Source organism: Isoptericola dokdonensis DS-3 (assembly GCF_001636295.1).
Lineage (GTDB): Bacteria > Actinomycetota > Actinomycetes > Actinomycetales > Cellulomonadaceae > Isoptericola > Isoptericola dokdonensis.
The window spans coordinates 2,431,989-2,457,556 of record NZ_CP014209.1; the positions used below are offsets into that span (position 1 = coordinate 2,431,989).

21 protein-coding genes and 1 pseudogene are annotated in these 25,568 nt (G+C 72.6%); 10 read left to right on the forward strand and 12 right to left on the reverse strand.

The window, feature by feature from the left end:
- Nucleotides 1-37 precede the first annotated feature (37 nt).
- The gene (locus tag I598_RS11345) at nt 38-973 is read right to left on the reverse strand and encodes a helix-turn-helix transcriptional regulator (RefSeq protein ID WP_068203055.1); all 936 of its coding nucleotides are present in this window, start codon (nt 971-973) and stop codon (nt 38-40) included.
- 156 nt (nt 974-1,129) lie between these two features.
- On the opposite strand from I598_RS11345, the gene I598_RS11350 reads away from it, so the two are divergent.
- From I598_RS11350 to I598_RS11360, 3 genes and pseudogenes are all read left to right on the forward strand, one after another.
- Nucleotides 1,130-2,032: an aldo/keto reductase gene (locus tag I598_RS11350; protein ID WP_068203056.1), complete on the forward strand. Its 903-nt coding sequence runs from the start codon at nt 1,130-1,132 to the stop codon at nt 2,030-2,032.
- 118 nt (nt 2,033-2,150) lie between these two features.
- Entirely contained in the window at nt 2,151-3,188 is a 1,038-nt protein-coding gene (locus I598_RS11355; protein ID WP_198155685.1) for an alcohol dehydrogenase catalytic domain-containing protein, read from the forward strand.
- A gap of 105 nt (nt 3,189-3,293) precedes the next feature.
- Nucleotides 3,294-4,276: pseudogene (locus tag I598_RS11360) on the forward strand (aldo/keto reductase).
- A 67-nt stretch (nt 4,277-4,343) separates the two neighbouring features.
- Here I598_RS11360 and I598_RS11365 read toward each other — a convergent pair.
- The 6 genes from I598_RS11365 to I598_RS11390 form a co-directional block, all read right to left on the reverse strand.
- Nucleotides 4,344-8,546: a PQQ-dependent sugar dehydrogenase gene (locus I598_RS11365; protein ID WP_083973208.1), complete on the reverse strand. Its 4,203-nt coding sequence runs from the start codon at nt 8,544-8,546 to the stop codon at nt 4,344-4,346.
- Between the two features lie 200 nt (nt 8,547-8,746).
- Complete coding sequence (locus tag I598_RS11370; RefSeq protein ID WP_068203058.1) at nt 8,747-9,517, reverse strand: ABC transporter ATP-binding protein; 771 nt, start codon at nt 9,515-9,517, stop codon at nt 8,747-8,749.
- Nucleotides 9,507-10,265 carry an ABC transporter ATP-binding protein gene (locus I598_RS11375; protein WP_068203059.1) on the reverse strand — a complete coding sequence of 253 codons (759 nt, stop codon included), beginning with the start codon at nt 10,263-10,265 and terminating at the stop codon, nt 9,507-9,509. Before I598_RS11375 ends, I598_RS11370 begins: the two co-directional genes overlap by 11 nt.
- Nucleotides 10,262-11,443 (reverse strand): branched-chain amino acid ABC transporter permease, encoded by a 1,182-nt coding sequence (locus I598_RS11380; protein WP_232314136.1) that lies wholly within the window; start codon nt 11,441-11,443, stop codon nt 10,262-10,264. The genes I598_RS11375 and I598_RS11380 overlap by 4 nt, the downstream gene beginning before the upstream one ends.
- Nucleotides 11,427-12,311, reverse strand: coding sequence for a branched-chain amino acid ABC transporter permease (locus tag I598_RS11385; protein WP_068203060.1), 885 nt, complete (start codon nt 12,309-12,311; stop codon nt 11,427-11,429). Before I598_RS11385 ends, I598_RS11380 begins: the two co-directional genes overlap by 17 nt.
- A gap of 4 nt (nt 12,312-12,315) precedes the next feature.
- Nucleotides 12,316-13,563, reverse strand: coding sequence for an amino acid ABC transporter substrate-binding protein (locus I598_RS11390; RefSeq protein ID WP_232314137.1), 1,248 nt, complete (start codon nt 13,561-13,563; stop codon nt 12,316-12,318).
- Nucleotides 13,564-13,722: 159 nt separating this feature from the next.
- On the opposite strand from I598_RS11390, the gene I598_RS11395 reads away from it, so the two are divergent.
- The gene (locus tag I598_RS11395) at nt 13,723-14,769 is read left to right on the forward strand and encodes a LacI family DNA-binding transcriptional regulator (RefSeq protein ID WP_068203061.1); all 1,047 of its coding nucleotides are present in this window, start codon (nt 13,723-13,725) and stop codon (nt 14,767-14,769) included.
- Between the two features lie 94 nt (nt 14,770-14,863).
- Here the strand turns inward: I598_RS11395 and I598_RS11400 are convergent, their stop codons facing one another.
- The 4 genes from I598_RS11400 to I598_RS11415 form a co-directional block, all read right to left on the reverse strand.
- The gene (locus I598_RS11400) at nt 14,864-15,889 is read right to left on the reverse strand and encodes a bile acid:sodium symporter family protein (RefSeq protein ID WP_068203062.1); all 1,026 of its coding nucleotides are present in this window, start codon (nt 15,887-15,889) and stop codon (nt 14,864-14,866) included.
- Between the two features lie 88 nt (nt 15,890-15,977).
- Nucleotides 15,978-16,775: an ABC transporter ATP-binding protein gene (locus I598_RS11405; RefSeq protein ID WP_068205232.1), complete on the reverse strand. Its 798-nt coding sequence runs from the start codon at nt 16,773-16,775 to the stop codon at nt 15,978-15,980.
- A 17-nt stretch (nt 16,776-16,792) separates the two neighbouring features.
- A complete protein-coding gene (locus I598_RS11410; RefSeq protein WP_083973210.1) occupies nt 16,793-17,755 on the reverse strand; it encodes an ABC transporter permease in 963 nt (320 codons plus the stop codon).
- On the reverse strand, nt 17,755-18,714 hold the full coding sequence (locus I598_RS11415) for an ABC transporter substrate-binding protein (protein ID WP_068203063.1): 960 nt from the start codon (nt 18,712-18,714) through the stop codon (nt 17,755-17,757). Before I598_RS11415 ends, I598_RS11410 begins: the two co-directional genes overlap by 1 nt.
- 265 nt (nt 18,715-18,979) lie before the next feature.
- On the opposite strand from I598_RS11415, the gene I598_RS11420 reads away from it, so the two are divergent.
- The 6 genes from I598_RS11420 to I598_RS11445 all read left to right on the forward strand — a co-directional run bounded on the left by I598_RS11420 (nt 18,980) and on the right by I598_RS11445 (nt 23,848).
- Nucleotides 18,980-19,693 carry a FadR/GntR family transcriptional regulator gene (locus I598_RS11420; protein WP_068203064.1) on the forward strand — a complete coding sequence of 238 codons (714 nt, stop codon included), beginning with the start codon at nt 18,980-18,982 and terminating at the stop codon, nt 19,691-19,693.
- 34 nt (nt 19,694-19,727) lie between these two features.
- Nucleotides 19,728-20,501 (forward strand): acyl-CoA thioesterase domain-containing protein, encoded by a 774-nt coding sequence (locus I598_RS11425; RefSeq protein ID WP_068203065.1) that lies wholly within the window; start codon nt 19,728-19,730, stop codon nt 20,499-20,501.
- A 106-nt stretch (nt 20,502-20,607) separates the two neighbouring features.
- Nucleotides 20,608-21,171: a type 1 glutamine amidotransferase domain-containing protein gene (locus I598_RS11430; protein ID WP_068203066.1), complete on the forward strand. Its 564-nt coding sequence runs from the start codon at nt 20,608-20,610 to the stop codon at nt 21,169-21,171.
- Between the two features lie 118 nt (nt 21,172-21,289).
- A complete protein-coding gene (locus I598_RS11435; protein ID WP_157557218.1) occupies nt 21,290-21,946 on the forward strand; it encodes a fasciclin domain-containing protein in 657 nt (218 codons plus the stop codon).
- 127 nt (nt 21,947-22,073) lie between these two features.
- Nucleotides 22,074-23,039: an ATP-binding cassette domain-containing protein gene (locus I598_RS11440; RefSeq protein WP_068203068.1), complete on the forward strand. Its 966-nt coding sequence runs from the start codon at nt 22,074-22,076 to the stop codon at nt 23,037-23,039.
- On the forward strand, nt 23,036-23,848 hold the full coding sequence (locus tag I598_RS11445) for an ABC transporter permease (protein WP_068203069.1): 813 nt from the start codon (nt 23,036-23,038) through the stop codon (nt 23,846-23,848). The genes I598_RS11440 and I598_RS11445 overlap by 4 nt, the downstream gene beginning before the upstream one ends.
- A 12-nt stretch (nt 23,849-23,860) precedes the next feature.
- On the opposite strand, the gene I598_RS11450 is transcribed toward I598_RS11445, so the two are convergent.
- On the reverse strand, nt 23,861-25,549 hold the full coding sequence (locus tag I598_RS11450) for an NAD(P)/FAD-dependent oxidoreductase (RefSeq protein WP_068203070.1): 1,689 nt from the start codon (nt 25,547-25,549) through the stop codon (nt 23,861-23,863).
- Between the last annotated feature and the right edge of the window lie 19 nt (nt 25,550-25,568).

The window sequence follows — 25,568 nt, forward strand, 5'->3', positions numbered from 1 at the left end:
ACGGTGACCTCCTGGTCGGTCGGGTGGGGATGCGGGGTCAGTCGACCCGGCCGGGGGCCGCGTCCTGCGCGCCCGGAGCCGCCGCGGTGGCGGACTCCGCGAGCGCCGTGGCGGCCCAGGTCGCGAGAAGCTTCAGGCCGTCGTCGGACGGCGAGCCGGGCGCGGCGGTGTAGACGTTCAGCTGGAGCCCCGGGTCCCCGGGGAGCTCGAGGGCCTCGTAGTCGAGCTCGAGCGCACCGACCTGCGGGTGGTGGAACACCTTGGTGCCGGTGCGGTGGAGCCGCACGTCGTGGGAGGCCCACAGCCGCCGGAAGTCCTCGCTGCGGGTCGAGAGCTCGCCGACGAGCGCGGTGAGCGTCGAGTCGTAGGGGTTGCGCCCGGCCTCGGTGCGCAGGATCGCGACGGCGTCGTGCGCGACCTTCGGCCACTTGTCCCCCCAGTAGACCTGGGCGGCGGCGGTGTCGAGGAAGTGGAAGCGCGCGGTGTTGAGCGGCTCGCCGGGCACGAACGACGGCGAGTCGTACATGGGCGCGTACAGGGCGCGGCCGAGCGCGTTGGTGGCGAGCACGTCGAGCCGACCGTTGCGGACGACGGCCGCGGCGCCCGTCATGGCGTCGACCACCCGCTGCACGACGGGACGCACGGTGGCGGGTCGACGACGCCGGGCGCGGGTGCGGGCGGCGCCGGTCGTGTTCGCGGCCCGCGCGAGGTCGGCCAGGTGGGCGCGCTCGGCCTCGTCGAGCTGGAGCGCCTCGGCGAGCGACTCCAGCACCGACTCGGACACGCCGCCGAGGTTCCCCCGCTCCAGGCGGGTGTAGTAGTCGACGCTCACGCCCGCGAGCATCGCGACCTCCTCGCGGCGCAGCCCCGGCACCCGCCGGTTGCCGCCGTAGGCGGGCAGCCCAGCGCGGTCCGGGGTGATCCGGGCACGGCGCGAGGCGAGGAACTCTCGTGTCTCGGCCTTCAGGTCCATGCCTCGACGGTACGTCCGGGCCGCCGGGCATGGGAGGTCCTGGCAGTACCCGGGACGGCCGGCGCTCTCCCGCTCCGCCAGGTCGTGACGGGTTCCCGGCAACGGGGTACCAGCAGGGCCTCCCGCGACACCGCGCCACGACCTAGCGTCGAAGGCATGACCGTGAACGAGATCCCCACCCTCACCCTGAGCAACGGGGTCGAGATGCCCGCCCTCGGGTTCGGCGTCTTCCAGACCCCGCCCGACGAGACGACCACCGCCGTGACCGAGGCGTTGCGGGTCGGCTACCGGCACGTCGACACGGCCGCCGCGTACGGCAACGAGGCGGGCGTCGGCGAGGCGCTGCGCCGTTCCGGGCTGGACCGGTCGGACGTCGTCGTGGAGACGAAGGTCTGGGCGAGCGACTACGGCTACGACGAGACGCTGCACGCGTTCGAGAAGTCGTCGGCCAAGCTCGGCCTCGAGCAGATCGACGTGCTCATCCTCCACCAGGTCGCGGCGAACCTGTTCGACCGGACGATCGACGCGTACCGCGCGCTCGAGCGGCTGCTGGCCGACGGCCGTGTGCGCGCCATCGGCGTCAGCAACTTCCCCGTCGCGCGTCTGACGCAGCTCATGGACGCGACCGACGTCGTGCCGCACCTCAACCAGGTCGAGCTGCACCCGTACCACTCGCAGCCGGCTCTGCAGGAGTTCCACCGCGAGCACGGCATCCTCACGCAGGCGTGGTCGCCCATCGGCGGCATCACGTTCTACCCCGGACCGTGGGGCGACGAGCGGCGCAGCGTCATGGACGACCCGACGATCACCGAGATCGCCGCGGCCCACGGCGCGTCCCCGGCGCAGGTCATGCTGCACTGGCACCTGCAGCAGGGCCGTTCGGCGATCCCCAAGTCGGTCAACCCCGACCGGATCCGGCAGAACCTCGACGTCATGGGCTTCACCCTGTCGGCCGAGGACCTGGCCCGTATCGACGCCCTGGACACGGGCACGGGCAGCGGCCCGGACCCGGAGCGGGAGTTCGACGAGCCCCAGCTCTTCCCGATCCCCGAGGCCTGAGCCGGAGCGAGCTTGCGAGTGCAGGCTCAGGCCGACCAGACAACCCGAGGCCCGAGGCCTGAGGCCTGAGGCCTGCCGTCCAGCTTCACGACGACCGCACCACCGAGAGGCATCACCCATGCGAGCAACGTTCATGTACGGCGCGGGCGACGTCCGCGTCGACGAGGTCCCGGACCCGACGATCGTCGAACCGACGGACGCGGTCGTCCGCGTCACGCTGGCCTGCGTGTGCGGGTCGGACCTGCACCCGTACCACTCGATGCCGGCGTCCGAGGAGGGTGTCCCGATGGGGCACGAGTTCCTCGGTGTCGTGGAGCAGGTCGGTGACGCCGTCACGGACCTCGCTCCCGGGGACCTGGTCGTGTCCCCCTTCGCGTTCTCGGACAACACCTGCCCGTTCTGCCGGGAGGGCTTCCACACGGCCTGCCGGCACGGCGGCTGGTACGGAGCCGGGGGCGTCGGCGGTGCGCAGGCGGAGAAGATCCGCGTCCCGCAGGCGTCGGGCACGCTGGTGAGGCTGCCCGCCGACGTCGACGAGAAGCTGCTGCCGTCGCTGCTGACCCTCGCCGACGTCTACCTGACCGGCTACCACGCCGCGTTCATGGCGAAGGTCTCCCCGGGCCAGACCGTCACCGTGATCGGTGACGGCGCCGTGGGCCTGTCCGCCGTGCTCGCGGCGCAGCGGATGGGTGCCTCGACGATCATCCTCATGGGCCGTCACCAGGACCGCACGGACCTGGGTCGGAAGTGGGGCGCCACCGACGTGGTCGCCGAGCGTGGCGAGGAGGGCATCGCGAAGGTCCTCGAGCTCACCGGCGGCGAGGGCTCGCACGCCGTGCTGGAGGCCGTGGGCCACATGCCCGCCTACGAGCAGGCGTACCGGATCGTGCGCCCCGGCGGGGTCGTCTCCCGCGTCGGCGTGCCGCAGTACGAGGACGCGCCCGTCGGCTTCGGGTCGCTCTTCGGCAAGAACGCGACCCTGAACGGCGGCCCGGCCCCGGTGCGCGCCTACCTCGAGGACGCCATCGCCCAGGTGCTCGCCGGCGAGCTCGACCCGGGCGCCGTGTTCGACGCCGAGGTGTCCCTCGACGACGTCGCGGAGGGCTACCGCCTCATGGACTCGCGCGAGCGCATCAAGGTCCTCGTGCGTCCCTGACCGCGGCGCGGGAGGGCGGGTCACGTCCGTCCTCCCGCGGCCGCCACGACGCGGCGCGTCGCGTCGAGCCCGCCTGAACCCGACCTGGATGACTTGGAGATCACGATGCACTCACGAACGCTCGGCCAGGGCCTGGAGGTCTCGGCCGTCGGCCTCGGGGCGATGGGCATGTCCCAGTCCTACGGCCCCAACCCGGGTGACCGGGACGAGATGGTCGCCGTGCTGCGCGGCGCCGTGGAGCGCGGGGTGACGTTCGTCGACACCGCGGAGGTGTACGGCCCGTACGTCAACGAGGAGCTCGTCGGGGAGGCGCTGGAGCCGCTGCGCGACCAGGTGGTCATCGCGACGAAGTTCGGCTTCGACATCGCGGGTGGTCAGGGCGGGCTCGACTCCCGGCCGGAGCAGATCCGCCGGGTTGCCGACGCCTCGCTGCGACGGCTGCGCACCGACCGGATCGACCTCTTCTACCAGCACCGCGTCGACCCGGACGTCCCCATCGAGGACGTCGCCGGGACGGTCGGCGAGCTCGTCGCCGCGGGCAAGGTGGGCCATCTCGGGCTCTCCGAGCCGTCGGCCGCCACGATCCGCCGCGCCCACGCCGTCCACCCCGTCACCGCCGTGCAGAGCGAGTACTCCCTGTGGACGCGCGACCCCGAGCCCGAGGTCCTGCCCACGCTCGCCGAGCTCGGCATCGGGTTCGTCCCGTTCAGCCCGCTCGGCAAGGGGTTCCTCACCGGGACGGTCGACACCTCGACGTCCTTCTCCGAGGGTGACGTCCGCGCCACGATCCCGCGGTTCAGCGAGGCCAACCGCGCCGCCAACCAGGCCCTGGTCGACCACGTCCGCGCGCTCGCCGAGGCGCGGGACGCCACCCCGGGCAGGTCGCGCTGGCGTGGCTGCTGGCCCAGCAGCCCTGGATCGTGCCGATCCCCGGCACCCGCCGCCTGTCGCGGGTCGAGGAGAACGCCGCCGCGACCGCCGTCGCGCTGTCCGCCGACGACCTCGCCGACCTGGACGCCCTGGCCACCCGCCTCGGCGTCGCGGGCGACCGGTACAACGCCCACCACCTGGGGCTCGTCGGCCGCTGAGCGCCGGCACGGGAGAGCCCCCGACCTGCGCGAGCAGGCCGGGGGCTCTCCGTCTCGGGCGTGCCGCCTACGACACCGTGGTGTCGAGGACGAACGTCACGGTGGTGGTGTTCCCCGCGACGTCGTGCACCACGAGGGTGTTCTCCCCCGCGACGGCGCCGAACACGCCGGGCCGCACGAAGTTGAGGTCGGACCAGACGTTGTCCGTCAGGTTCTTCTCCACCCCGTTGAGGGTCAGGCGGTCGATCTTCTTGGCGTCGTACAGCTTGTACGACACCTTGGCGTAGGTCCCGTCGGCGCCGACCGTGAAGTCGGAGCCGGTCTTGACCGTGACCTGCGGCGCGACGGCGTCGAGGAAGAACGTCACCGTGGTGGTGTTCCCCGCGACGTCGTGCACCACGAGGGTGTTCTCCCCCGCGACCGCGCCGAACGCGCCCGGCTTCACGAAGTTGAGGTCGGACCAGACGTCGTCCGTCAGGTCCTTCTCCACCCCGTTGAGGACGACCTTGTCGACCTTCCCGGCGTCGTGGAGCTTGAACGACACCTTGCCGTAGGCGCCCTCGACGCCGGTGGTGAACTCGGCGCCGTCCTTGACGGTCACCGTCGGGGCGGTGGTGTCCGCCGGGGCGGCGGCCGTCACCGTGAGGTCGCGCAGGCGGCCGTTGTTGTCGAACGAGCCGAAGCCCACCCGGCCCTCGCCGAACGTGGAGTCGTTCGCCGTGAGCAGCGGGTCCTCGAGCCCGTCGACGTAGACCGCGATGTCGCCGCTGTCCACGCACCGCACGACGCGCACGTCGTGCCACTCCTCGTCGGTGACCGCCGGGGGTGCGCCGACGGCGCCGTCCCACTGGTCGTCGATCCGCTCACGGTCGGTGTTGTTCACCTTGAAGATGCCGTTGTGGGCGTAGATCGTGTTGTCCTGCGAGAGGTGGGCGTAGTAGTACTCGGTGTCCGACTGCCAGCCGAACACCACGATGACGTCGCGGTTGTTGACCGACGCGGGGGCGTCGAGCCGGACCTGGCCGGTCAGCTCGAACGACCCGAGCTCCGGGCCCTCGGTGAGGACGGCGTACTCGAACGGCCGGCGGATGCCGTCGTTCGGGTTGGTGCCGGGCTCGGTGAGGACGACCTCGTCGCCGGGGAACGCCCACTTGGCGGGGGTGCGCGGCGCCCAGTCGTCCGCCGACATGACGTCGGTGATCTCCTGGCCGTCCGGGGTGCACGACGGCGCCTCGGGCTCGACCGGCTCGGTGGCGCCGAACAGCGCGTACTGCGCGGCGACCTGCTCCGGCGTCGGGACGACGTCGAGGAACATCAGGTCGTCCATGCGGCCGTTGAACGGGTTCGACTCCCGCGTGTTCTGCGGGTAGCTGCCACCGATCTTGATCCCGGCCGGGGCGGTGTCCGACGTGACGCCGGAGTCCCACGTGTTGGACGCCGTGTAGGTGCCGTCGAGCTCCTCACCGTTCATGAAGAGCTTCATCTCGCCGTCCGCGAAGTCGAACGTCGCGGCGAGGTGCACCCACTTCCCCTTCTGGAGGATGTCCTGCCAGGGCAGGTCCGCGGCGTACGTCCACGACCCGGCGCCGTCGACGCGGCGGCCGAGCGCGACCACCTTGAGCTCGCCGTTGACCGTGATGACCTCCAGCAGCGCGCGGACGGCATGACCGTCCGACGTGCCGGTGAGGACGCCGGCCAGACCGATCGCGTTGTAGCGGTCGGTCGCGTTGGCGGTGCCGGAGTTGAGGGCCGGGTGGTCGCCGGTGGGCTTGAACCAGCCCATGACGGCGGCCTCGTCGGTCCCCGCGAACGCGTCCAGCGTGTCCACGCCGTCCGCGTCGTAGACGCCCGCCTTCCAGTCGTCGTTCGACGCCGTGGTCGGGCTCATCTGCTGCGTCTGCAGCGCCTCGCCCGCACCCGCGTAGGCGCGGTCGGCGACGCGCATCTCCACCCCGCCGTTGATGAGCGAGATGTTCGTGCCCGACCAGCCCTGGTCGGCCTCCGACGTCGGCGCCCCGGCGACGGGGTGGTCGAAGTCGTAGTGCGCGACCAGGTTCGGCGCGAGCTCCGGCAGCGCGAAGGGCGACTTCGCGGTGACGGTCCGGGCGCCCGTGACCTTCCAGATCTTCCCGTTCGCCTTGGCGACCAGGTAGAGCTCGCCGTCGGCGTCGGAGCCGAACCGCAGGTCGACGCGCTGGTCGCCCACGAGCTCGGCGAACGTCGTCTCCTGCCCGTCCTCGAAGACCCGGAGCTGGTCGATCGTGGCGAGGTCGGCGACGTCGCCGTCGTTGCGCACCATCTCGTCGGCCTCGGTGGACAGCACCCACCCGCGCACCAGGTCGGTGAACAGGTACTTGCCGCGCAGCTCGGGGATGTCCCCGCGGTACACGAACCCGCCGTTCACGGCCACGCCCGCGTCGCCGGTCTGGCCGGGGTCACGGTTGTGATCGTAGGCCGCGACCGGGTAGGTGAAGCCGTTCTGGGCGTCGTCGGCGGGCAGCGGGTAGATCTGCCGGTTGTCGGCCCGGAACGAGCCCTCCCGGACGGACCACCCGAAGTTGTCGCCCGGCTCGACGGCGTAGACCGACTCGACCTGCCACTCGCCGATGTGCGCGAGGTACATCGTGTGGTCGCCTGCCGGGTCCCAGCTGATGCGGTGCGGGTCGCGCAGGCCGACGGCGTAGATCTCCGGCAGCGCGGTCGCGTCGTCGAGGAACGGGTTGTCGGCGGGGATGCCGTACGCGCCGTTCGCGGAGTCGTCGCCCGACGGGTCGATCCGCAGGACCTTGCCCTGCGGCGTCGCGAGGTTCTGCGGGTTGCCGTTGCCGACGCCGTTGCCGCCGTCGCCGACGAGCACGTAGAGGTTGCCGTGGTCGGCGTCACCCTCGGAGACCGTCGGGTTGAAGGCGATCTGCTGGACGGTGTGCACGCGCCCGGCGAACGGGACGCGCAGGATCTCGCGCGAGGTCCCCGCGAACGTCTCGGCCGACGGGTCGGTCGCCTTCCACTCGGTGATGACGCTGTGGAACGCGGTGTTCCCGTAGCCGGGGAAGTCCGGCGTGTCCTGCGTCAGCGCCGTCCCGGCCTCGGTGTGCACCGTGTAGAACAGGCCGTTCTCCGCGAAGTCCGGGTGGAACTCCGCCGAGCCCAGGCCCGTGCCCAGGCCCGCGCTGTTGTGGAAGTTGTCGATGAACTCGTCGCGCACGTTGAGGTACTCGACGTGCTCGCCCGACTCCTTGTCGACCAGGTAGAGGGCCTCGTTGTTGTCCGGCACCATGAGGCGGCCGGAGCCGTCCGGCACCTCGTCGAGGTGCGTGATGCGGTTGTGCCGCACCAGGCGCTGGTCCTGCGTCGCCGGGGTCGTCTGCGACTCCGGGAGCTGCGCCAGCTCGGTCACCTCGATGCCGAGCGTCGAGAGCTCGGGGTCGGGCAGCGGGTTGAGCAGGGGCGCCTCGGGCTGGGTCCCCCCGGCCGCGCAGTCCGCCGGGTTGCCCGTCGGGTTGGCGAGGTTCTCCCCCGCGGTGTCGATCGCGACGTCGTCGAGCATGAGCCGCCCGGCGCTGCTGGACCCGTTGATCCAGAAGAACCGGTCCAGCGCACCGGAGACGGCCTGCCGGAACCCGAACTGCTGCTCGGTGCCCTCCGGGAGCCGTGTGATCTCCTCGTACGGGCCGCCCTGGCTGTACACGGTGACCTTGTCGGCGGCGTTGTCCGCGACGATCCACACGCACTGCCACGTGTCCCGCGACCAGACGCCGGCGGGCTTGAACGACCCGCCGTCCCGCACCAGCATCACGTCGTCGTTCTGGTTGTTGACGTAGGCGCGGCTGTTCACGTAGTCGGTCGGGTTGTCGACGTCGGTGACGCCGAACGACGTGTCCACGCTGCCCGTCCGCATGAACCGGAAGAACACGGTGCCGGTGGTCCCGTCCGCGATCGGCGGGATGGCCCGGGAGGACCGCTGCCCCCCGCCCACGGACTCCAGGACCTGGTTGTTCGCGTTCAGCGGGTCGGCGACGACCCGCGGGGCGGCGGACGACGTCCAGCCGTCCTGCCCGTTCAGGGCCGTGCGCTCGTACTGCTCGAAGTTCAACAGCTCGGTGAACTCCTCCCCCGGCTCTGCCGCGGCAGCGGGGGCGGTCGTCAGGACGGTCCCGACGAGGGCGGCTGCCGTGACGGCGGCCGCGAGTCGTGCGGCACCCGGGGGTACGGTGCCGCGGCCGGTGCGCCGTGAGCGGGTCGCCCACGTTCTGGGGTTGCGCTGATGCATCCGTCTACCTCTCAACATCGTTGTCGATCGGGGATGTGTCTTTCCTTGCCACCCGTCGGGCAGGTGCGCCCGGCGGGAGTCGGGGTGGCTGCGCGCGCAGCCACCACCGGTGCCCGGTTCGACGGTCACGGGCACCGGTGGGGTCTCGGTGTGGGCGGTGGTCGCCGCTGCTGCTCAGCGGTACGTCGTCAGGGCTGGGGTCATGCGACCGCCGAGCCCGACGGGCGCCCGCCCAGGTACAGCTCGGAGAGCTGCGGGTCGGCGAGGAGCTCGGGCGCCGGCCCGGTGATGTGGACGCGGCCGAGGTCGAGCACGCAGCCGATGTCCGCCGTCTCGAGCGCCCGGCGGGCGTTCTGCTCCACGAGCAGCACCGCTACGCCGGCGTCGCGCATCCGCACGACCTGCTCGAACACGGTGCCCGTCGTCTTGGGGTCGAGGCCCATCGACGGCTCGTCGAGCAGCACGACCCGCGGGCTCACCATGAGCGAGCGCGCGAACTCGACCTGCTTCTGCTGCCCGCCGGACAGCAGGCCGGCGAGCTGCTTCCACCGCTCCCCGACGATGGGGAACAGCTCCTGGACGAACGCGACGCGCTCGGCGACCTCCTCCTTGTCGCCGATCGTGTAGGCGCCGAGCAGCACGTTCTCCGCGACCGTCATCTCCCGGAACACGCTGTGCCCCTGGAGCACGTGCGCCAGCCCCGAGGACAGCATCTCCTGCGGGCCCTGGCCGGTGACGTCCTCGCCGCCGACGAGCACGCGCCCCGACCGCGGCTTGAGCAGGCCGCTGGCCACCTTCAGGACGGTGGACTTGCCGGCGCCGTTCGGGCCGACGAGGCACACGACCGTGGAGGCCGGCACCCGGATCGTCAGGCCGCGCAGCACCATCGCCGCCCGGCCGTACCCGGCCTGGACGTCGTCCAGCTCCAGCAGGTACTCGGACCCCTGCGCGGGGTTCTGGTCAGACGCCAAGGTAGGCCTCCAGGACTCGCGGGTCGGACTGCACGACGGCGGGGGTGCCCTCGGCGATGGGCGCACCGCGGTCGAACACGATGACGTGGTGCGACAGGCTCATCACCATGTCCATGTTGTGCTCGACGACGAGGAACGTGCGGCCCTCGGCGTTGAGCTCCTGGACGAGGGTCCCGATGCGCCCGATGAGGGCGGGGTTCACGCCGCCGGCGGGCTCGTCGAGCATGATCGTGTCGGGGTCGCCCATGAGCACCCCGGCGAGCTCGAGGAGCTTCTGCTGCCCGTAGGACAGGTTGCGCGCCTCGACGTTCTCCAGGTGGTCGATGCCGACCCGCACCAGCAGCGCGCGGGCCTTGTCGATCTCCTCCGCGTTGCGGGCCCCGCGCAGCAGCTCGCGGAGCCTGCTGTTGCGGACGGCGACCAGCATGTTCTCCAGCACGGTCATGCGGGGGAAGATGCGGCACAGCTGGAAGCTGCGGCCGATCCCGGCCCGCGCGATCTTGTGCGATGCCTTGCCGGTGATGTCCTCGCCCTTGAACGTGACCGTGCCGGAGTCGGGCTTGATCATGCCGGTGACGCAGTTGAAGAACGTCGTCTTGCCGGACCCGTTGGGCCCGATGAGGGCGTTGATCTTGCCGTGGTGGAAAGTCACGGTGGCGTCCTGCACGGCGTGCACCCCACCGAAGGACTTCGTGAGCCCGACGGTCTCGAGGTTGCGGGTCGTGGGTGGTGCGGTCGTGGTGCTCATCGTCCCTCCTCGTCGGTCGGGGTGGTGGGGGTCGCGGCGGGCTCGGCGTCGGGCGTGGCGCCCGAGGACGCCGACGACGCGGCGCGGTTGTGCTCCAGGAGCTCGGCGGCGGTCATCTCCCGGATGGAGGAGTCCTGCGGGCCGAACCTCTGGACGAGGCTCTTGACCGCCGGGATGATCCCGTCGGGCATGAAGAGCACGACGACGCCGAGGAGCACCGCGGTCGCGACGAGGTGGAGCTGCGTGTCCCCGAACTCGAGCTTGAAGTACTCCAGCCCGGTACCGACGATGAGGGCGCCCAGGAGCGGGCCGAACAGGTTCCGGACGCCGCCGAGCAGCGCCATCAGCACCATGTACGTGCCGAGCATGATGGAGAACTGGAAGATCGGGTCCAGGTCGCCGAACCACAGCGCGTACAGGCCGCCGGCCAGGCCCGTGAAGGTGGCCGAGACGACGTAGGCGACGAGCTTGTAGTTGCGGGTCGGCACGCCGAGGGCCTGCGCCTTGTCCTCGTCCTCCCGCACGGCCTTGAGGCCGGTGCCGAACCGCGAGCGGTCGATGACCCACCAGCAGACGAGCATGACGGCCAGCAGGGCGGCGAACAGGTAGAAGAACACCTGGTGGTGCTCGGGGCGCAGCAGGTCCGGGAACGGCCGCGGCACGACGAGACCGTCGGACCCGCCGGTGAACGAGCCCCAGCCCTGGAAGACCAGGAGCATGATGAGCACGAACGAGATGGACACGATGACGAACGACGCGCCCCGGACCCGCAGCGCGGCGATGCCGACGGGGATCGTCACGAGGAGCACGACGAGCGCCCCGACCAGCAGCGCGACGAAGCTCGGCAGGCCGACGTCGCGGATCAGCAGCCCGGTGGCGTACGCCCCGAGCCCGAAGAACGCGGCGTGACCGAGCGAGACGTAGCCGGTGAACCCGCCCATGAAGTTCCAGGCGGTGGCGGTGCAGGCGTAGCTGAGGATGACGACGCCCGCGGACAGGATGTACGGGTTGGGCGCGATCGTGGGGAAGGACAGGACGAGCGCGGCGCCGACGACGAGCGCGACGAGGCGCACGACGCGCCCGGTGCCGGACCGCCGCGGGGCGGCGGTCGTGGCGGCACCGGCCGGGGAGCCGGCGGAGACGTCCTGGGTGGGCCGGGTGTCAGAAGCGTTGGGCAAGGCGACCTCCGAAGAATCCCTGGGGCCGCAGCATCAGCGTCGCGAAGAGGGCGACGTAGAAGATGGTCTGCGCCCACGTGGTGCCCAGCGGCACCTGGAGCAGGCTCTGGCCGATGCCGAGCACCATGGCGGCGACGGCGGCACCCGGGATGGAGCCCAGGCCGCCGACGACGATGATCGCCATGAGCGGGCCGATCCAGTGCCAGTGCAGCGACGGGTAGATCGTCGCGTCGAGGGAGAGCGCCGTGCCGCCGATCGCGGCGGTCGCGAGGCCGAGGCCGAAGCCGAAGCCGGCGACCCGGTCGGTCTTGATGCCGACGAGCTGTGCCGCCTCCTTGTGCTGGATGGTGGCCCGCAGGGCGAGGCCGAACCGGCTGTGCTTGAGCAGCAGGTACAGCAGGCCGAGCGACAGCGCGGCGAGGGCGAACGCGACGAGCTTGACGACGGCGACCTGGGCGCCGAGGAAGTTCAGGCTCTCCCCCGAGTACGGGAGCTGGATGCGGCGCTGGGTGCCGCTCCACACGAAGCCGATCATGCCCTCGATGAAGAGCGCGACGGCGAACGTCAGGAGCACCGACATCATGGTCAGCGTGGCGGGCCGCAGCCGGGTGATGAGGAGCCGCTGCATGCCGACCCCGACGAGGAAGAACAGCGGCACCGTGACCACGAGGGAGAGCAGCGGGTCCATGCCCGTCTGCTCGTTGAAGTACCAGGCGAGGTAGGCGGCCAGGATGAGGAACGCCGAGTGGGCGATCATCACCACGCGCATCACGCCGAAGTACAGGGTGAGGCCCGCTGCCAGGAGGGCGTAGAGCCCTCCCAGCAGCACGCCGAGCACGAGGCTCTGGAAGAGGAGCGTGGTCGTCACGTGCTCACCACTCCGGCTTCGGGAAGATCAGGTCGGCTTCCTTGGTGTCCTCGGGCAGGACGATCTGGATCTCGCCGTCGACGTACTGCTGGATGAGGTGGGCGCCCTGCGGCTTACCCGTCTCGTCCCAGGTCAGCGGCCCGACGACGGTGTCGACCTCGTTGGAGTGGAGCCAGTCGACGAGCTGCTGCTGGCAGTCGCCCTGCTCGGCGCAGCCGACGGCCTCGACGGCGGCGGCGACGACCTGGCCGGTGGTGTACGCGTTGGCCTCGTCCTCGCCGGGCGGGTTGCCGTGGAGCTCGGTGTACCGCTCGACGAAGTCGACGTTGGACGGCCAGGTGGCGGTCTCGGTGTAGCCGGTCGGGGAGAGGATGCCCTCGGTCTTGTCACCGATGGCGGCGGCGAACTCGGGGTTGGTCGGCGCGGTGGAGAACGCGGCGAGCTTCGGCTGGTAGTCGAGCTGCTGCAGCGACACGATGAGGTTCACCGCGTCCTGGTACTGGGTGCCGCCGATGACCATGTCGGCGCCGGAGTCGTTGATCTTCGCCGCGATGGACGAGAAGTCCGTGGTGTTGGGCGGGTAGACCTCGTCGACGACGATCTCCAGGCCGCCCTCGGCGAGCTTGTCCCGCAGGCCGTAGGCGGTGCCCTGCGCGAACGGGTCGTCCATGGAGGCGACGGCGACGGTCTGCGGCCGCTCGCCCTCGGGCATCGCGAGGATCTCCTCGGCGAGGTAGTTGTAGTGGTCGTCGGCGACGGCGGGCGCGGCGTAGAACAGGTTCTCGAAGCCCTGCTCGAAGACCTCGGCGGCGGCGCCGGCCGGTTCGACGAACAGCATCCCGTACTCCTGGGCGACGCGGGCGCTGGGCACGACGAGGCGGGTGGAGAACGGGCCGAAGACGAGGTCGACCTGGTCCTGGGCGATGAGCGCCTCGTAGTCCTGGACGACGCGGTCGGCGTTGGACTGGTCGTCGAGGATCTTGAGCTCGACCTGCCGGCCGAGGAGCCCGCCGTCCTCGTTGACGAACTGGGCCCACGCCTCGTAGCCGCGCTGGACGCCCTTGCCGGGCTCGGAGAAGTCGCCGGTGAGGGGCAGGGAGATGCCGACGACGATGGGGTCGTCCGACCCGCCACCACCCGGCTCCTCGGCGTCGCCGGAGCACGCGGTGAGGACGAGGGCGGCGGCGGACAGACCGGCGACGGCGGCGAGGGCGCGCCGGGGGTGGCGGCGCGGGGTCATCCGTGGGGACATGAACTGTCTCTCCTACTTCGTCGTAGTGAAGACCAACTGGGGAGGTACGTCGGTGTACGAAAGCGCTTTCCGTAAGCGCTTTCGCTACAGTACGACGCGGGGGGCCGCTGTGGCAAGCGTCACAGCGACACCGAGCAGGGTGATCCCGGAGGGACACGGATGGCACGAGAGACGAAGAGGTCTCAGGGACGCAGCGCGCTGCGCCTCGTCGACGTCGCCGAGCGCGCGGGCGTCTCGCTCGCGACGGCGTCGCGCTCGCTGTCGGGCAGCGACGGCGTGTCCCAGGCGGTCGCCGCGCACGTCAGGCACGTCGCGCAGCAGATGGGCTACGTCGCCAACGCGCACGCCCGCACCCTCGCCGGCGGCACCACGTCGGTCGCCGGGCTGCTCGTGTACGAGGTCGGCGACCCCTACTTCGCCGAGATCGCCAGCGGCGTGGTCAAGGTCGCCGCCACGCACGGCTGGAGCGTGCAGATCGGGCACACCGAACGCCGGGCCAGCGACGAGGCCGTCCAGCTGCGCCTCATGCGCGCGCACCGCGTCGGCGCCATCGTCATGGCCGGCTCCGGGTACGTCGACGCCGCCATGGAGGCCGAGGCCGAGAAGGAGCTCACCGCCTTCGAGGACGACGGCGGACGGGTGGTCGTCATCGGCCGGCACCACGTGCGCGCCGACGCCGTGCTCGCCGACAACACCGCCGGCGGCGAGGCCGTCGCCGCCCACGTGCTGGGGCTCGGGCACCGACGGCTCGCGGTCGCCGCGGGACCCGACCACCTCACGACCATCGCCGACCGCCTGACGGGCATCCGTGCCGCCGTCGCGGCGGCGGGCCTCGACCCGGGCGCGCTGCCCGTCGTGCACGCACCCTTCACCCGCGAGGGTGGCCGCGACGCCGTGGCCCGGATCCTCGCCGAGCACCCGGGCACCACCGCCGTCCTCGCCCTCAACGACGCGATGGCCACCGGCGTGGTCTCCGGCCTGCGCGACCGCGGGCTCGCCGTCCCCGGTGATGTCTCGGTGACCGGGTTCGACGACATCCAGGTCGCCCAGGACCTCAGTCCCGCGCTCACCACCGTGCGGCTGCCCATGACCGAGATGGGTGCCGTCGCGCTCGAGCTGGCGCTGCGCCCCGCCGCCGCCCGGCCACGGCGGCGGCACCTCGCCCACGCCCTCGTCGTGCGGGACTCGACGGCGCCGCCGCCCTGACCCTGCGCGTCGAGCGTCTCTGAACGTCCCTGATCCGCGGCCGATGCGCGACGTGCAGAGACGCTCGCCGGCCGGCGGCGCCCGACGGAGCGGGTCAGGACCTGGCGGCCGCCGGTTCCGGCTCGTGGCCGAGCCGCCGGGCGAGCACCGAGCAGACGACGAGCTGGATCTGGTGGAACACCACCAGCGGCACCACGACGGCACCCAGGGTCGCCGCGGGCAGCAGCGCCGACGCCATCGGCAGGCCGGTGGCCAGCGACTTCATGGAGCCGATGAGCAGGAACGTGATGTTCTGGTCGCGGGGCAGGCGTAGCGCACGGCCGCCCCACCACGTGATCGCGAGCATGACGGCGAGCAGCACGACGGCGGAGCCGACGATGACCAGCACCGCCCACACCGTCATGTCGTCCCAGATCCCCTCGGCGGTGGCGCCGCTGATCGCGGTGAGCACGATGAGCAGGATCGTGCCGCGGTCCACGGCCTGGGTGACGCCCTTGTGGCGGCGCACCAGGTCGCCCACCCACGGCTGGAGCAGCTGGCCCACCACGAGCGGCACGAGGAGCTGCAGCAGCACCTTCTCGATGCCGCCCACGCCGACGGCTGCGCCGTCCTGCGCCGCCACGCCACCCAGGAGGCCGATGACGAGCAGCGGCGTGGCCACGAGGCCGACGACGTTCGACAGGGTCGCGCCGCAGATCGCCCCGGCGACGTCGCCGCGCGCCACGGACGTGAAGGCGACCGCCGAGTTCACGGTGGACGGCAGGAGCGAGACGCACAGCAGGCCGATGGCGATGCTCTGCCCCACGAGCGGCCCGACGACGGCCGACAGCCCCAGCCCGACCAGCGGGAACACGACGAACGTCGCGACCAGCAGCGCGCCCTGGAGCTTCCAGTTCGTCAGCGACCGCAGGATCTCCCGCGTCGGGAGCCGCGCCCCGTACAGCAGGAACAGCAGCGCCACGGCGACGTCCGCGACGACGTCGAGCGTGCCCCGCACCCCGTCCGGGATCGGCACGACGATGCCCACGACGAGCGCCAGGAGGATCGCGACGACGAACGGGTCGACCCACTTCTTCAGGTGCGCCCACCACCGGGTCGGTCGGCCGGGTCGTCGTGTCATGCGGAGGTCCTCTCGTGCGGTCGTGACGAGGTTACGCGCCGTCCGCGCGGAGCCGTGCCTCGGCCGCGGCCGGTGGCGTGCGGGAGCGTCACGCGGCGGCCGTGGCCGGGAGCGGTGCGTGCACGAGGGTCTCGAGGCGGCGCTCGAGCGCGTGGAACGCCGGCGCCGTGGTGTCGCGGTGCTCGCCCAGCTCGACGGGCACGACCTCCCGGACGTGGCCCGGGACGCCGTGGGAGGCGCCGCCGGCCATGACGACGACCCGGTCGGCGAGGTAGACGGCCTCCTCGATGGAGTGGGTGACCAGGATGATCGTCGTGCCGACGCGGCGCCGGATCGCCGCGAGCTCGTCCTGCATCTGCCGGCGGGTGAGGGCGTCCAGCGCGCCGAGCGGCTCGTCCATGAGCAGGACGGACGGGTGCAGCGCGAGGACGCGGGCGATGCCGACCCGCTGCTGCATCCCGCCGGAGAGCTGGTGCGGGTACGCCTCGGTGAAGCGCGACAGCCCCACGAGCTCCGCGTGCTCCGCGGCGCTCTCCTTCGCCTCGCGGCGGGACGCGCCCGCCTGCCGGAGCCCGTAGGCGATGTTCTCGCGCACGGTCAGCCAGGGGAACAGCCCGTAGTCCTGGAAGACGACGCCACGGTCGGGGCCGGGCCCGGTGACGGGGACGCCGTCGACGAGGACCCGGCCCGCGGTGGGCCGCTCGAACCCGGCGACCATCCGCAGCAGGGTGGACTTGCCGCAGCCGCTGGCACCGACGATCGCGACCGACTCCCCGGGCGCGATGTCGAGCGTCACGTCCTGCATCGCGGCGGTGGGGCCGCCGTAGCTCTTGGCGAGGGCGTCGACGACGACCGCCCCCGCGGCGGTACCGGTGCTCGTGGTCATGATGTCTCCCGGGGTGGTCATCGGTCGTCCCGCAGGAGGGGACGGCCGCGGGCGGCGAGGCGGACCAGCCCGACGAGCAGGCGGTCCGTGGCGAAGCCGAGCAGACCGATGACGATCATCCCGGCGACGATGAGGTCGGTCTGGGCGATGACCTTGGCCTCGGTGATCATGGCGCCGAGGCCGAGGTTGATGCCCGTCATCTCGCCGACGACGAGCAGCGCCCAGGCCAGCCCGAGGGACACCCGCAGGCCGGAGACGATCCCCGGGACGGCGGCCGGCACCACGACGGTGGTCAGCCGCCGCCACCGGGGCGCCCCGAGCATCGCGGACGCCTCCAGCAGGCGCGGGGGCACCTGCTGCACGGCGGTCACGGTGTTGACCAGCACGGGGAAGAACGCGGCGAGGAACACCAGGAAGATCGCCTGGTTGTCGCCGATGCCGATCATGATGAGCGCGAGCGGCGCCCAGGCGGTGACGGGGATGGGGCGGACGACGTTGAGGGTCGGTTCGAGCATCCGGCTCAGCCGCGCCGAGCGCCCCATGAGGACGCCGAGCGGGATCGCCAGGACGGCCGCGAGGAGGAAGCCCCACAGCGCCCGCACGAGGCTCGCCCAGGCGTGCTGCCAGAGCCGGCCGCTGTACGAGTCGTCGATCGAGCCCAGCCCGACGAGGTCGACGAGCCGCGCGAGCACCTCCCCGGGGGTCGGCAGCTCGCCCATCCGGATCCCGCCGGGGAACGTCCAGCCCTGGGTGGCGCCGAGGTACCAGAGCGCCACGACGACCACCGGGACGGGCAGTGCCCACAGCCAGCCGGTGAGGTGCCGCCCGGCGCCCCCGCGGGCGCGCCCGCCGGGCGGGTCCGACGGGGCCGGCACCTCGCCGGGTGCCGGTGGCGTTCCGGGTGCCGGCGGCACGCCGGTGCCGGTGCCCGTGCCGGTGGTCACGTCCTCGGTCCGGGTGCTCGTCCCGGCGGAGGTCATCAGTCGCCCTCGCCGGCGAACGTGTCGGCGACGACGTCGGTGACGGCGGGCGCCTCGTCGATGACGGCGAGGTCGACCATCTCCCCGGCCAGCGCCTCCACCTGCGCGAGGTACTCGTCGTCCAGGTCGGCCCGCAGCCAGATGTTCTCCGTCGCGCTGTCCAGCACCTCGGGCTCGAACGAGAACTGGTCGGCGACGCCCTCCTTCCACGCCTCGGGGTCGGCCAGGAGCGCGTCGACCGCTGCCGCGTGGGTGTCGACGACCTCCTGGACGAGCTCGGGGTCCTCCTCGACGAGGGTGCCGGTGGTCGCGAGGCCGATGTTGACCGGCCCGATGGCCGTGTCGTAGATCGAGGTGACCTCGTGGGCGCCGGCGAGCAGGGCGACGGAGACGTTGACCTCGGCGCCGGCGAACGCGTCGATGTCGCCACGGGCCAGCGCGTCGGCCATGTCGGCGTAGCCCAGGTTGACCAGCTCGACGTCCGTCTCCGGGTCGATGCCGGCGGCCTCCAGGGTCAGGCGCAGCGCGATCTCCTGCGACGAGCCGGGCACGATGCCGATCCGCGCCCCGGCGAGGTCCTCGACGCCCGCGACGTCGGGCGAGCCGATGATCCCGGAGCCGCCGTCCGCGCCCGAGGCGACCAGCCGCACGTCCTTGCCCTGCGCGACACCGGAGATCACCGTCGGGACGCCCATGAGGGCGAAGTCGACGTCGCCGGTGAGCACCGCGTTGAGCTGGTCCGTGGAGTTCGCCATGGGGACGACCTGGATCGTCATGCCGTCGGGCGCGTGGTCGGCGTAGGTGTACGGCGCGTAGAGGTGCGGCTGGCGCTGGGTGGCGACGCGGACCACCTCGCCGTCAGCGTCGGAGGCGGTGGCCTCCCCGGTGCAGGCGGTGAGCGTCGCGAGGGCTGCGACGGCGGCGAACGGGGCGAGGGCGCGGGCGTGGTGGCGGTTCACGAGGGGTCCTTCCGAGGAGGTTCCGAGCGACTTCCGACGGGTCAGGGAGCGGGACTCGGGGACCTGGCGAGGGCACGGGGTGCGCACTTCTCAAGATTGGTCCGACCAAGTGATCGTCACGCTAGGTGCGCCGGACATCGAAAAACTAGGGCTCAACACGCTTCGAAACAGGAGTTTTACCTCGACGGAACACGCCCGACCAGGAAGGATTGGTCTGATTGGTACACCACGGGGCCGTAAAACCCCACGAGAGCCGAGGAACGACATGACCGACCCGCTCACCGCCCCGCCCCCGGCCAGGCAGACCCTCGCCGTGACGCTCGCCGCCCGCCTGGAACGCATGATCGCCACCGGAGAGCTCGGCCCCGGGCAGCGGCTGCCCGCCGAACGCGACCTCGCCCGGGACCTCGACGTCTCCCGGACGACGCTGCGCGAAGCCCTGCAGAAGCTCGACGAGAAGGGGCTCGTCGAGCGACGCCAGGGGCGCGGCACGACCGTCGTCGAGCGGCCCGTCGAGGCCCTGCAGATCCTCGGCCTCCACCAACCCGCCGACGCCCTCGGCGCCGCGGCCGAGCTGCGCGCCCTCGTCGAGCCGTCCGTCGCGGCGCTCGCCGCCACCCGGGCGACCCGTGCCAACCGGCTCCAGCTCGCGGACGTGCTCGCCCGCACCACCGACGACCTCACCGCCCGGCAGTCGCTCGAGCGCGACACCGAGTTCCACCTGCTCCTCGCGCACGCCACGTCGAACCCGCTGGTCACGGCCCTGCACGGCCTGATGACGGAGTGGACGCTCCCGCAGCGGCTGCGGTCCCACGCCACCCCGGAGTCACGCGCCACCTCGCTGCGGGGCCACCGGGAGATCTACGCGGCGATCGAGGCCCGGGACGCCGACGCCGCCCAGGACGCCATGCGCCGGCACCTCGACGACGTCACCACCACCGGACCGCGCACGGACGTCGGCGTCGAAGCCGTCGGATGACCGGTGCGCCGGGCGGCCTGCCAGGATGTCGGCCATGCCGTACTTCCGTCGCACCGACGCCACGACGTTCGAGCCCACCGCCCAGGTCGGGGGCGCCTGGAACACCGCCGAGCAGCACGTCGCGCCGACGTTCGGGCTGCTGGCGCACCTGGTCGAGGCCGACCGGGTGGCGCGCGGCCGCCACGACCTGGCGGTGACGCGGCTGTCGTACGACATCTGGGGCCCGTACCCCCTCTCGACGATGACGACGGCCGTGCGGGTGCTGCGCCCGGGGCGCGGCGTGGAGCTGGTCGAGGCGGAGACGTGGTGCGGGGGGCGGCGCAGCGTGACGCTGCGCGCCTGGCTCGCCGCCGGGGGCGACACGTCCGACCTCGCCGCGGGGGCGCCGGCGTCGGTGCCGGGGCCGCAGGACGTGCCCGCGTGGGACCCGACGACCGACTGGCCGGGCGGGTTCGTCGCGTCGATCGAGGTCCGCCGCGACCTCGTCGAGCCGGGTCGGGGCGTGGTCTGGGTACGCACGGACGTCCCGCTGCTCGACGACGAGGACGTGTCGCCGCTGGCGCGCACGGCCGGGCTGCTGGACGTCGCGAACGGCATGTCGGTGCGGGCCGACCCGCGCCGGGTCGCGTTCCCGAACCTCGACCTCGCTGCCCACCTGCACCGGCAGCCGGACGGCGGGTGGCTCGGCCTGGACACGTCGGTGACGTTCGGGGCGGGCGGCGCCGGGCTGACCGCCGCCGTCCTGCACGACGTCTCGGGTGCGTTCGGCTCCCTCGCGCAGTCGCTCGTGGTGCGCCGAATGCCCTGACCTCCGGGGCCGTGACCAGCGGCGACGGGCCCGCCGTGCGTCCTGCCGGGCGACGTGCCTACGGTGGGCGGCCTGACGGAGACCCCGACGGAGAAGGAGCACCACCGTGCCGACCACCGACCTGACCGGACGCACCGTGCTGGCCATCGTGACGAACTACGGCGTCGAGCAGGACGAGCTCGTCGTCCCGCTCGAGCACCTGCGGGAGCGGGGTGCGATCGTCACGGTCGCGGCCACGAGCACGGACCCCGTCGAGACCCTCGTCGGCGACAAGGACCCGGGGCGGACGGTCGCGCCGGACGTCCTGCTCGACGACGTCGACCCCGCGGACTTCGACCTGCTGCTCGTCCCGGGCGGCACCCTCAACGCCGACACGCTGCGCCTCCAGCAGGCCGCATCGCGCATCGTGCGGGACTTCACCGGCTCGGGCCGGCCGGTCGCGGCCATCTGCCACGGGCCGTGGGCGCTGGTCGAGGCAGGCGTGGTCGCGGGCAAGACGCTCACGTCCTACGCGTCGCTGCAGACCGACGTCCGCAACGCCGGCGCGGCCGCCTGGCGCGACGAGCCCGTCGTCGTGGACGACGCCGAGGGCTGGCGCCTCATCACGTCGCGCGACCCCGGCGACCTGGACGCGTTCCTCGGCGCGATCGACGACACGCTCGCCGGCTGACGTCGCCCCGATCGCTCGGGCTGCATCCACGGCACCTCTCCGGGGCGAACAGCAGGCACGGGTGCGACCGCACCCGCGGCCACCCGGCCGCCGAGCTCGAGCACTTCGGGAGTCGATGATGTCGTCGCTTCGCCACACCGTCCGCCGCGCCACCGCCGCCGCGTCGATCGCCGCCCTCGGCCTGGTCGGGGCCGCCCTCGCCGCGCCGCCGGCCACGGCCGCCCCCTCCGGCACCACGAGCCTCGCCGCCGTCCTCGCGGCCGACGGCGACACGTTCGACCGCAACTGGTACGACTTCGACATCGTCGACCAGGCCGTGGCCGCCGTCCTGGCCGCGAAGCCGGACAGCCCGGTCGCGGTGCTGGCGGACGGCACCGTCCCGGTGACGGCGTTCCTGCCGAACGACCGGGCGTTCCAGCTGCTCGCCCACGACCTCACCCACCGGTGGGAGCGCACCGAGCAGGGGGTGCTGAACCGGATCGCGGGCGCCGTCGGCATCGACGCCGTCGAGCAGGTGCTGCTGTACCACGTGGTCCCCGGGGCGACCATCACGTCGCGTCAGGCGCTGCGGTCCGACGACGCCGTCCTGACCACCGCGCAGGGCGCGACGTTCCGCGTGGACGTCCTCAGCCGCTCGTGGGGGCTGGTGCGGCTCGTCGACCAGGACCGCAACGACCTCAACCCGTTCCTCGTGCGGAGCAAGCTCGACCTGAACAAGGGCAACGTGCAGATCGCGCACGGCATCAGCGCCGTCCTGCGGCCGCTCGACCTCTGACCGCGCCGTCGGCGGTGACGAGGGTCCTCGGCCGCGCGCCGAGGACCCTCGCCCGCCCCACCCCGCCGTTCGCGGCGCGCGGAGCCGGATCTCTGGGGAGACTGGGCAGCGAGGCGAGGAGGACCGCATGGCACAGGCCGCGATCGTCACGCACGGCGTCGGGCGCACGTTCGGCGACAAGGTCGCCGTCGACGACGTCGACCTCACCGTCGAGACCGGCGAGGTGTACGGGTTCCTCGGACCGAACGGCGCCGGGAAGTCGACACTGACCCGGATGCTGTGCACGTTGCTCGCCCCGACCAGCGGCCGGGCGACGGTGGCCGGGCACGACGTCGTGCGCCGACCCACCGACGTCCGGCTCGACATCGGCGTCGCCCTCCAGGACGCCGCGCTCGACGAGAAGCAGACCGGTGTGGAGATGCTCCGCCTGCAGGGACGCTTCTACGGGCTGACCGCGCGGGAGACGGACCGTCGGCTGGCCGAGCTGCGGGAGCTCATCGACATCGGCGACGCGCTCGACCAGCGCGTTTCCACCTACTCGGGCGGCATGAAGCGGCGGCTGGACCTGGCGCTCGCCCTCGTGCACAACCCCCGGGTCCTGTTCCTCGACGAGCCGACCACGGGGCTCGACCCCCTCAGCCGGTCCGCCGTCTGGTCCGAGGTCCGGCGGCTCAACACCGAGCTGGGCATGACGGTCTTCCTCACCACCCAGTACCTGGAGGAGGCCGACGCGCTCGCCGACCGCGTCGGCATCATCAACCGGGGTGCGATCGTCGCCGAGGGCACCCCCGCCGACCTCAAGCGGTCGATCGGCACCGACGTGCTGGTCGTGGACGTCGGCGACCAGGTCGAGCAGGCGCGCTCGGCCCTCGCGCGGCTCGACGCCGCGGCGGGGATCGGCGGTGTCGAGACGGACGGCCGGACGATCATGGTGTCGGTCGAGCACGGGACCCGCGCCGTGAGCCCGATCGCCCTCGCCCTGGACCGGGAGGGCATCGCCGTGCGCGAGCTCGCGCTGCGCCGCCCGACCCTGGACGACGTGTTCTTCCGTGTGACGGGGCAACGGATCCAGGACGACGAGGGGCCGGCATGAGCGAGGACGTCACCGCCCGACACCAGGACGCACCCGTCACGGCGCGGCCCGCCGGGTTCCGGCGGGACCTGACGTCGGTCGCGCTGCGCGCTCTGCGGCAGATCCCCCGGGAACCCGAGGCGATCGTCCCCGCCCTGGTCATCCCGCTGTTCTTCTTCGTCGTCAACGTAGGAGCGCTCGGTGACGTCGCGACCCTCACCGGGGTCGAGGACTTCAAGGCGTTCCAGATCCCCGTGGCGATCATCTTCGCCGTCACGGGCGTCTCCCGGGCGAGCGCGCTCGTGACCGACATCACGGGCGGCTACTTCGACCGGCTGCTGGTCACCCCCGTGCACCGCACCGCCCTGCTGCTCGGCCTCATGGTCGCCGACCTCGCGCTCGTCGTGGCGCTCTCGGTGCCGGTGCTCGTCCTCGGCTTCGTGCTGGGGGTGCAGTTCGTGACGGGGGTCGCGGGCGTCCTCGTGTTCCTCCTCCTCGCCGGCCTGTGGGGGCTGGCCTTCACCGGCTTCCCCTACGCCATCGCCCTGCGCACCGGAAACCCCGCAGCGGTCAACTCGAGCTTCCTGCTCTTCTTCCCCTTCGCGTTCCTCACCACCACGTTCCTGCCCCTGGAGGCGATGACGGGGTGGCTCGCCACGATCGCGGAGCTCAACCCCGTCACCTACCTGCTCGCCGCGTTGCGCTCGCTCATCACGGACGGCTGGGACGTCACCGCGCTGTGGCAGGGCGTCGCCGCGATCCTCGTGGTGGGCACCCTCAGCTTCGTCCTCGCGTTCCGGGCGTTGCAGGGCCGGACGGCACGCAGCTGACCGACGCCGGGGTCAGGTCCCGTACTCCTGCTCGCGCAGCAGCGCGAGGTGGGCGTGCACGAGCGGCATGACGGACGCGCCCTCGCCGGACGCGGAGGCGACCCGCTTCATGGACCCGGCGCGCACGTCACCGACCGCGAAGACGCCGCGCAGGGTGGTCTCCAGGCTGGCGGGCGGCACGCCGTCCGGCCAGAGGTCGCGGGGGACGTCGCGGCCGGTGAGCACGAACCCGTGGTCGTCGAGGGCGAGCCCGTCGGGCAGCCACGCGCAGTCGGGTTCGGCACCCAGCAGGCAGAACAGCCCGTCGGCGTGGGTCTTGGTGCGCTCCCCGGTGTCCAGGTCCTGGGTCCACAGGTACTGGAGGCGGCCGTCGCCTCCGCCGTCGACGACCGCCGTGCGCGTGGACACGCTGATGGTGGGGGTCGCGGCGATCTCGCGGACCAGGTAGTCGGACATCGTCTCGGCCAGGCTCGCCCGGCGCACGAGCATCGTGACGGACCCGGCGAACTTCGCGAGGTGCACGGCCGCCTGCCCCGCCGAGTTCCCGCCGCCGACGACGTAGACGTCGAGGTCCGTCATCTCCCGCGCCATGGACGTCGCCGCACCGTAGTGGACGCCCGCGCCCACGAGGTCGTCGATGGCGGGCACGCCGAGGCGCCGGTAGGTGACGCCGGTGGCGAGGACGACGGTGCGGGCGCACATCTGCACGCCGTCGACGTGCACGTGGTGGTGCTCGGGCTCGTCGGCGGGGCCGGGCTCGATCCTCCGGGCGGGCCGGCCGGTGTAGAACCGGGCGCCGAACCGGCCGGCCTGGACGCGGGACCGCTGCGCGAGCCGCATCCCGGAGATGCCGCGCGGGAACCCCAGGTAGTTGCGGATCATCGAGCTGGACCCCGCCTGCCCGCCGATGGCCTCCCGTTCGAGCACCACGGTGGACAGCCCCTCGGACGCCGCGTAGACGGCGGCGGCGAGCCCGGCCGGCCCGGCGCCGACCACCACGACGTCCGCGATCTGGCCGGGCGGGATGGAGTCGTACCCGCCGTACATCGCCTCGGCGACGGCGGCGGGCGTCGCGGCGGCCAGCACCCGGCCGTTGAAGGCCCGCACGACGGGCAGCTCGGCGTCGGGGCCGACCGACTCCACGAGCGCCCGGCCCTCGTCGTCGCGGGGGTCGAGGGTGCGGTTCGGGATGCCGAGGCGGTCGAGGAGGTCGTGGATCGCGGTGGCCGTGCGGTCGCCGGGCAGCGCCACGACGTCGGTCGCCGTGACGGTGGGGCGCGCCACGGACCAGCCCCACTCGGACAGCAGCTCGATGAGCGCGACGTGGAACTCCTCGTCGCGGGCGCCGCGCGGGATGCCCACGAACGTGTCCATGTCGCGGCGCAGCAGCGCGGCCCGCATCTCGTCGAGGGCGTCGGCGTACTCCTCGCCGGGCACGAGGGCGACCCGCCGGGCGGTCGACGTCACCGCGGGCACCTGGTGCAGCAGCTCGACGGCGGGGGCGTCGGGCAGCCGCCGCTCGGCGGCGACCATGGCGACCTGGACGCCGTCGGCGACGTGGGTGCGCAGCCGGTCGAGCGCGGCGGCGCTGCCACCGACGAGCTCGATGCGGTAGTCGCGGTCGTACCGGGCACGGAACTCGCCCTCGACGAGGTCGGCGTGCTCGTGCGCGACGAGCAGGATCACGGGACGGTCACCCATGCGGGCCAGCGTAGGAGGA

Bases quoted from the DNA above. Each gene is read 5' to 3' on its own strand.
- I598_RS11420 (WP_068203064.1), top strand. From the start codon at position 18,980: ATGACCGACCCGCTCACCGCCCCGCCCCCGGCCAGGCAGACCCTCGCC.
- I598_RS11365 (WP_083973208.1), bottom strand. From the start codon at position 8,546: ATGCATCAGCGCAACCCCAGAACGTGGGCGACCCGCTCACGGCGCACC.
- I598_RS11350 (WP_068203056.1), top strand. From the start codon at position 1,130: ATGACCGTGAACGAGATCCCCACCCTCACCCTGAGCAACGGGGTCGAG.
- I598_RS11345 (WP_068203055.1), bottom strand. From the start codon at position 973: ATGGACCTGAAGGCCGAGACACGAGAGTTCCTCGCCTCGCGCCGTGCC.
- I598_RS11400 (WP_068203062.1), bottom strand. From the start codon at position 15,889: ATGACACGACGACCCGGCCGACCGACCCGGTGGTGGGCGCACCTGAAG.
- I598_RS11450 (WP_068203070.1), bottom strand. From the start codon at position 25,549: ATGGGTGACCGTCCCGTGATCCTGCTCGTCGCGCACGAGCACGCCGAC.
- I598_RS11395 (WP_068203061.1), top strand. From the start codon at position 13,723: ATGGCACGAGAGACGAAGAGGTCTCAGGGACGCAGCGCGCTGCGCCTC.
- I598_RS11445 (WP_068203069.1), top strand. From the start codon at position 23,036: ATGAGCGAGGACGTCACCGCCCGACACCAGGACGCACCCGTCACGGCG.
- I598_RS11410 (WP_083973210.1), bottom strand. From the start codon at position 17,755: ATGACCTCCGCCGGGACGAGCACCCGGACCGAGGACGTGACCACCGGC.
- I598_RS11425 (WP_068203065.1), top strand. From the start codon at position 19,728: ATGCCGTACTTCCGTCGCACCGACGCCACGACGTTCGAGCCCACCGCC.
- I598_RS11355 (WP_198155685.1), top strand. From the start codon at position 2,151: ATGCGAGCAACGTTCATGTACGGCGCGGGCGACGTCCGCGTCGACGAG.
- I598_RS11405 (WP_068205232.1), bottom strand. From the start codon at position 16,775: ATGACCACGAGCACCGGTACCGCCGCGGGGGCGGTCGTCGTCGACGCC.
- I598_RS11390 (WP_232314137.1), bottom strand. From the start codon at position 13,563: ATGTCCCCACGGATGACCCCGCGCCGCCACCCCCGGCGCGCCCTCGCC.
- I598_RS11440 (WP_068203068.1), top strand. From the start codon at position 22,074: ATGGCACAGGCCGCGATCGTCACGCACGGCGTCGGGCGCACGTTCGGC.
- I598_RS11375 (WP_068203059.1), bottom strand. From the start codon at position 10,265: ATGAGCACCACGACCGCACCACCCACGACCCGCAACCTCGAGACCGTC.
- I598_RS11435 (WP_157557218.1), top strand. From the start codon at position 21,290: ATGTCGTCGCTTCGCCACACCGTCCGCCGCGCCACCGCCGCCGCGTCG.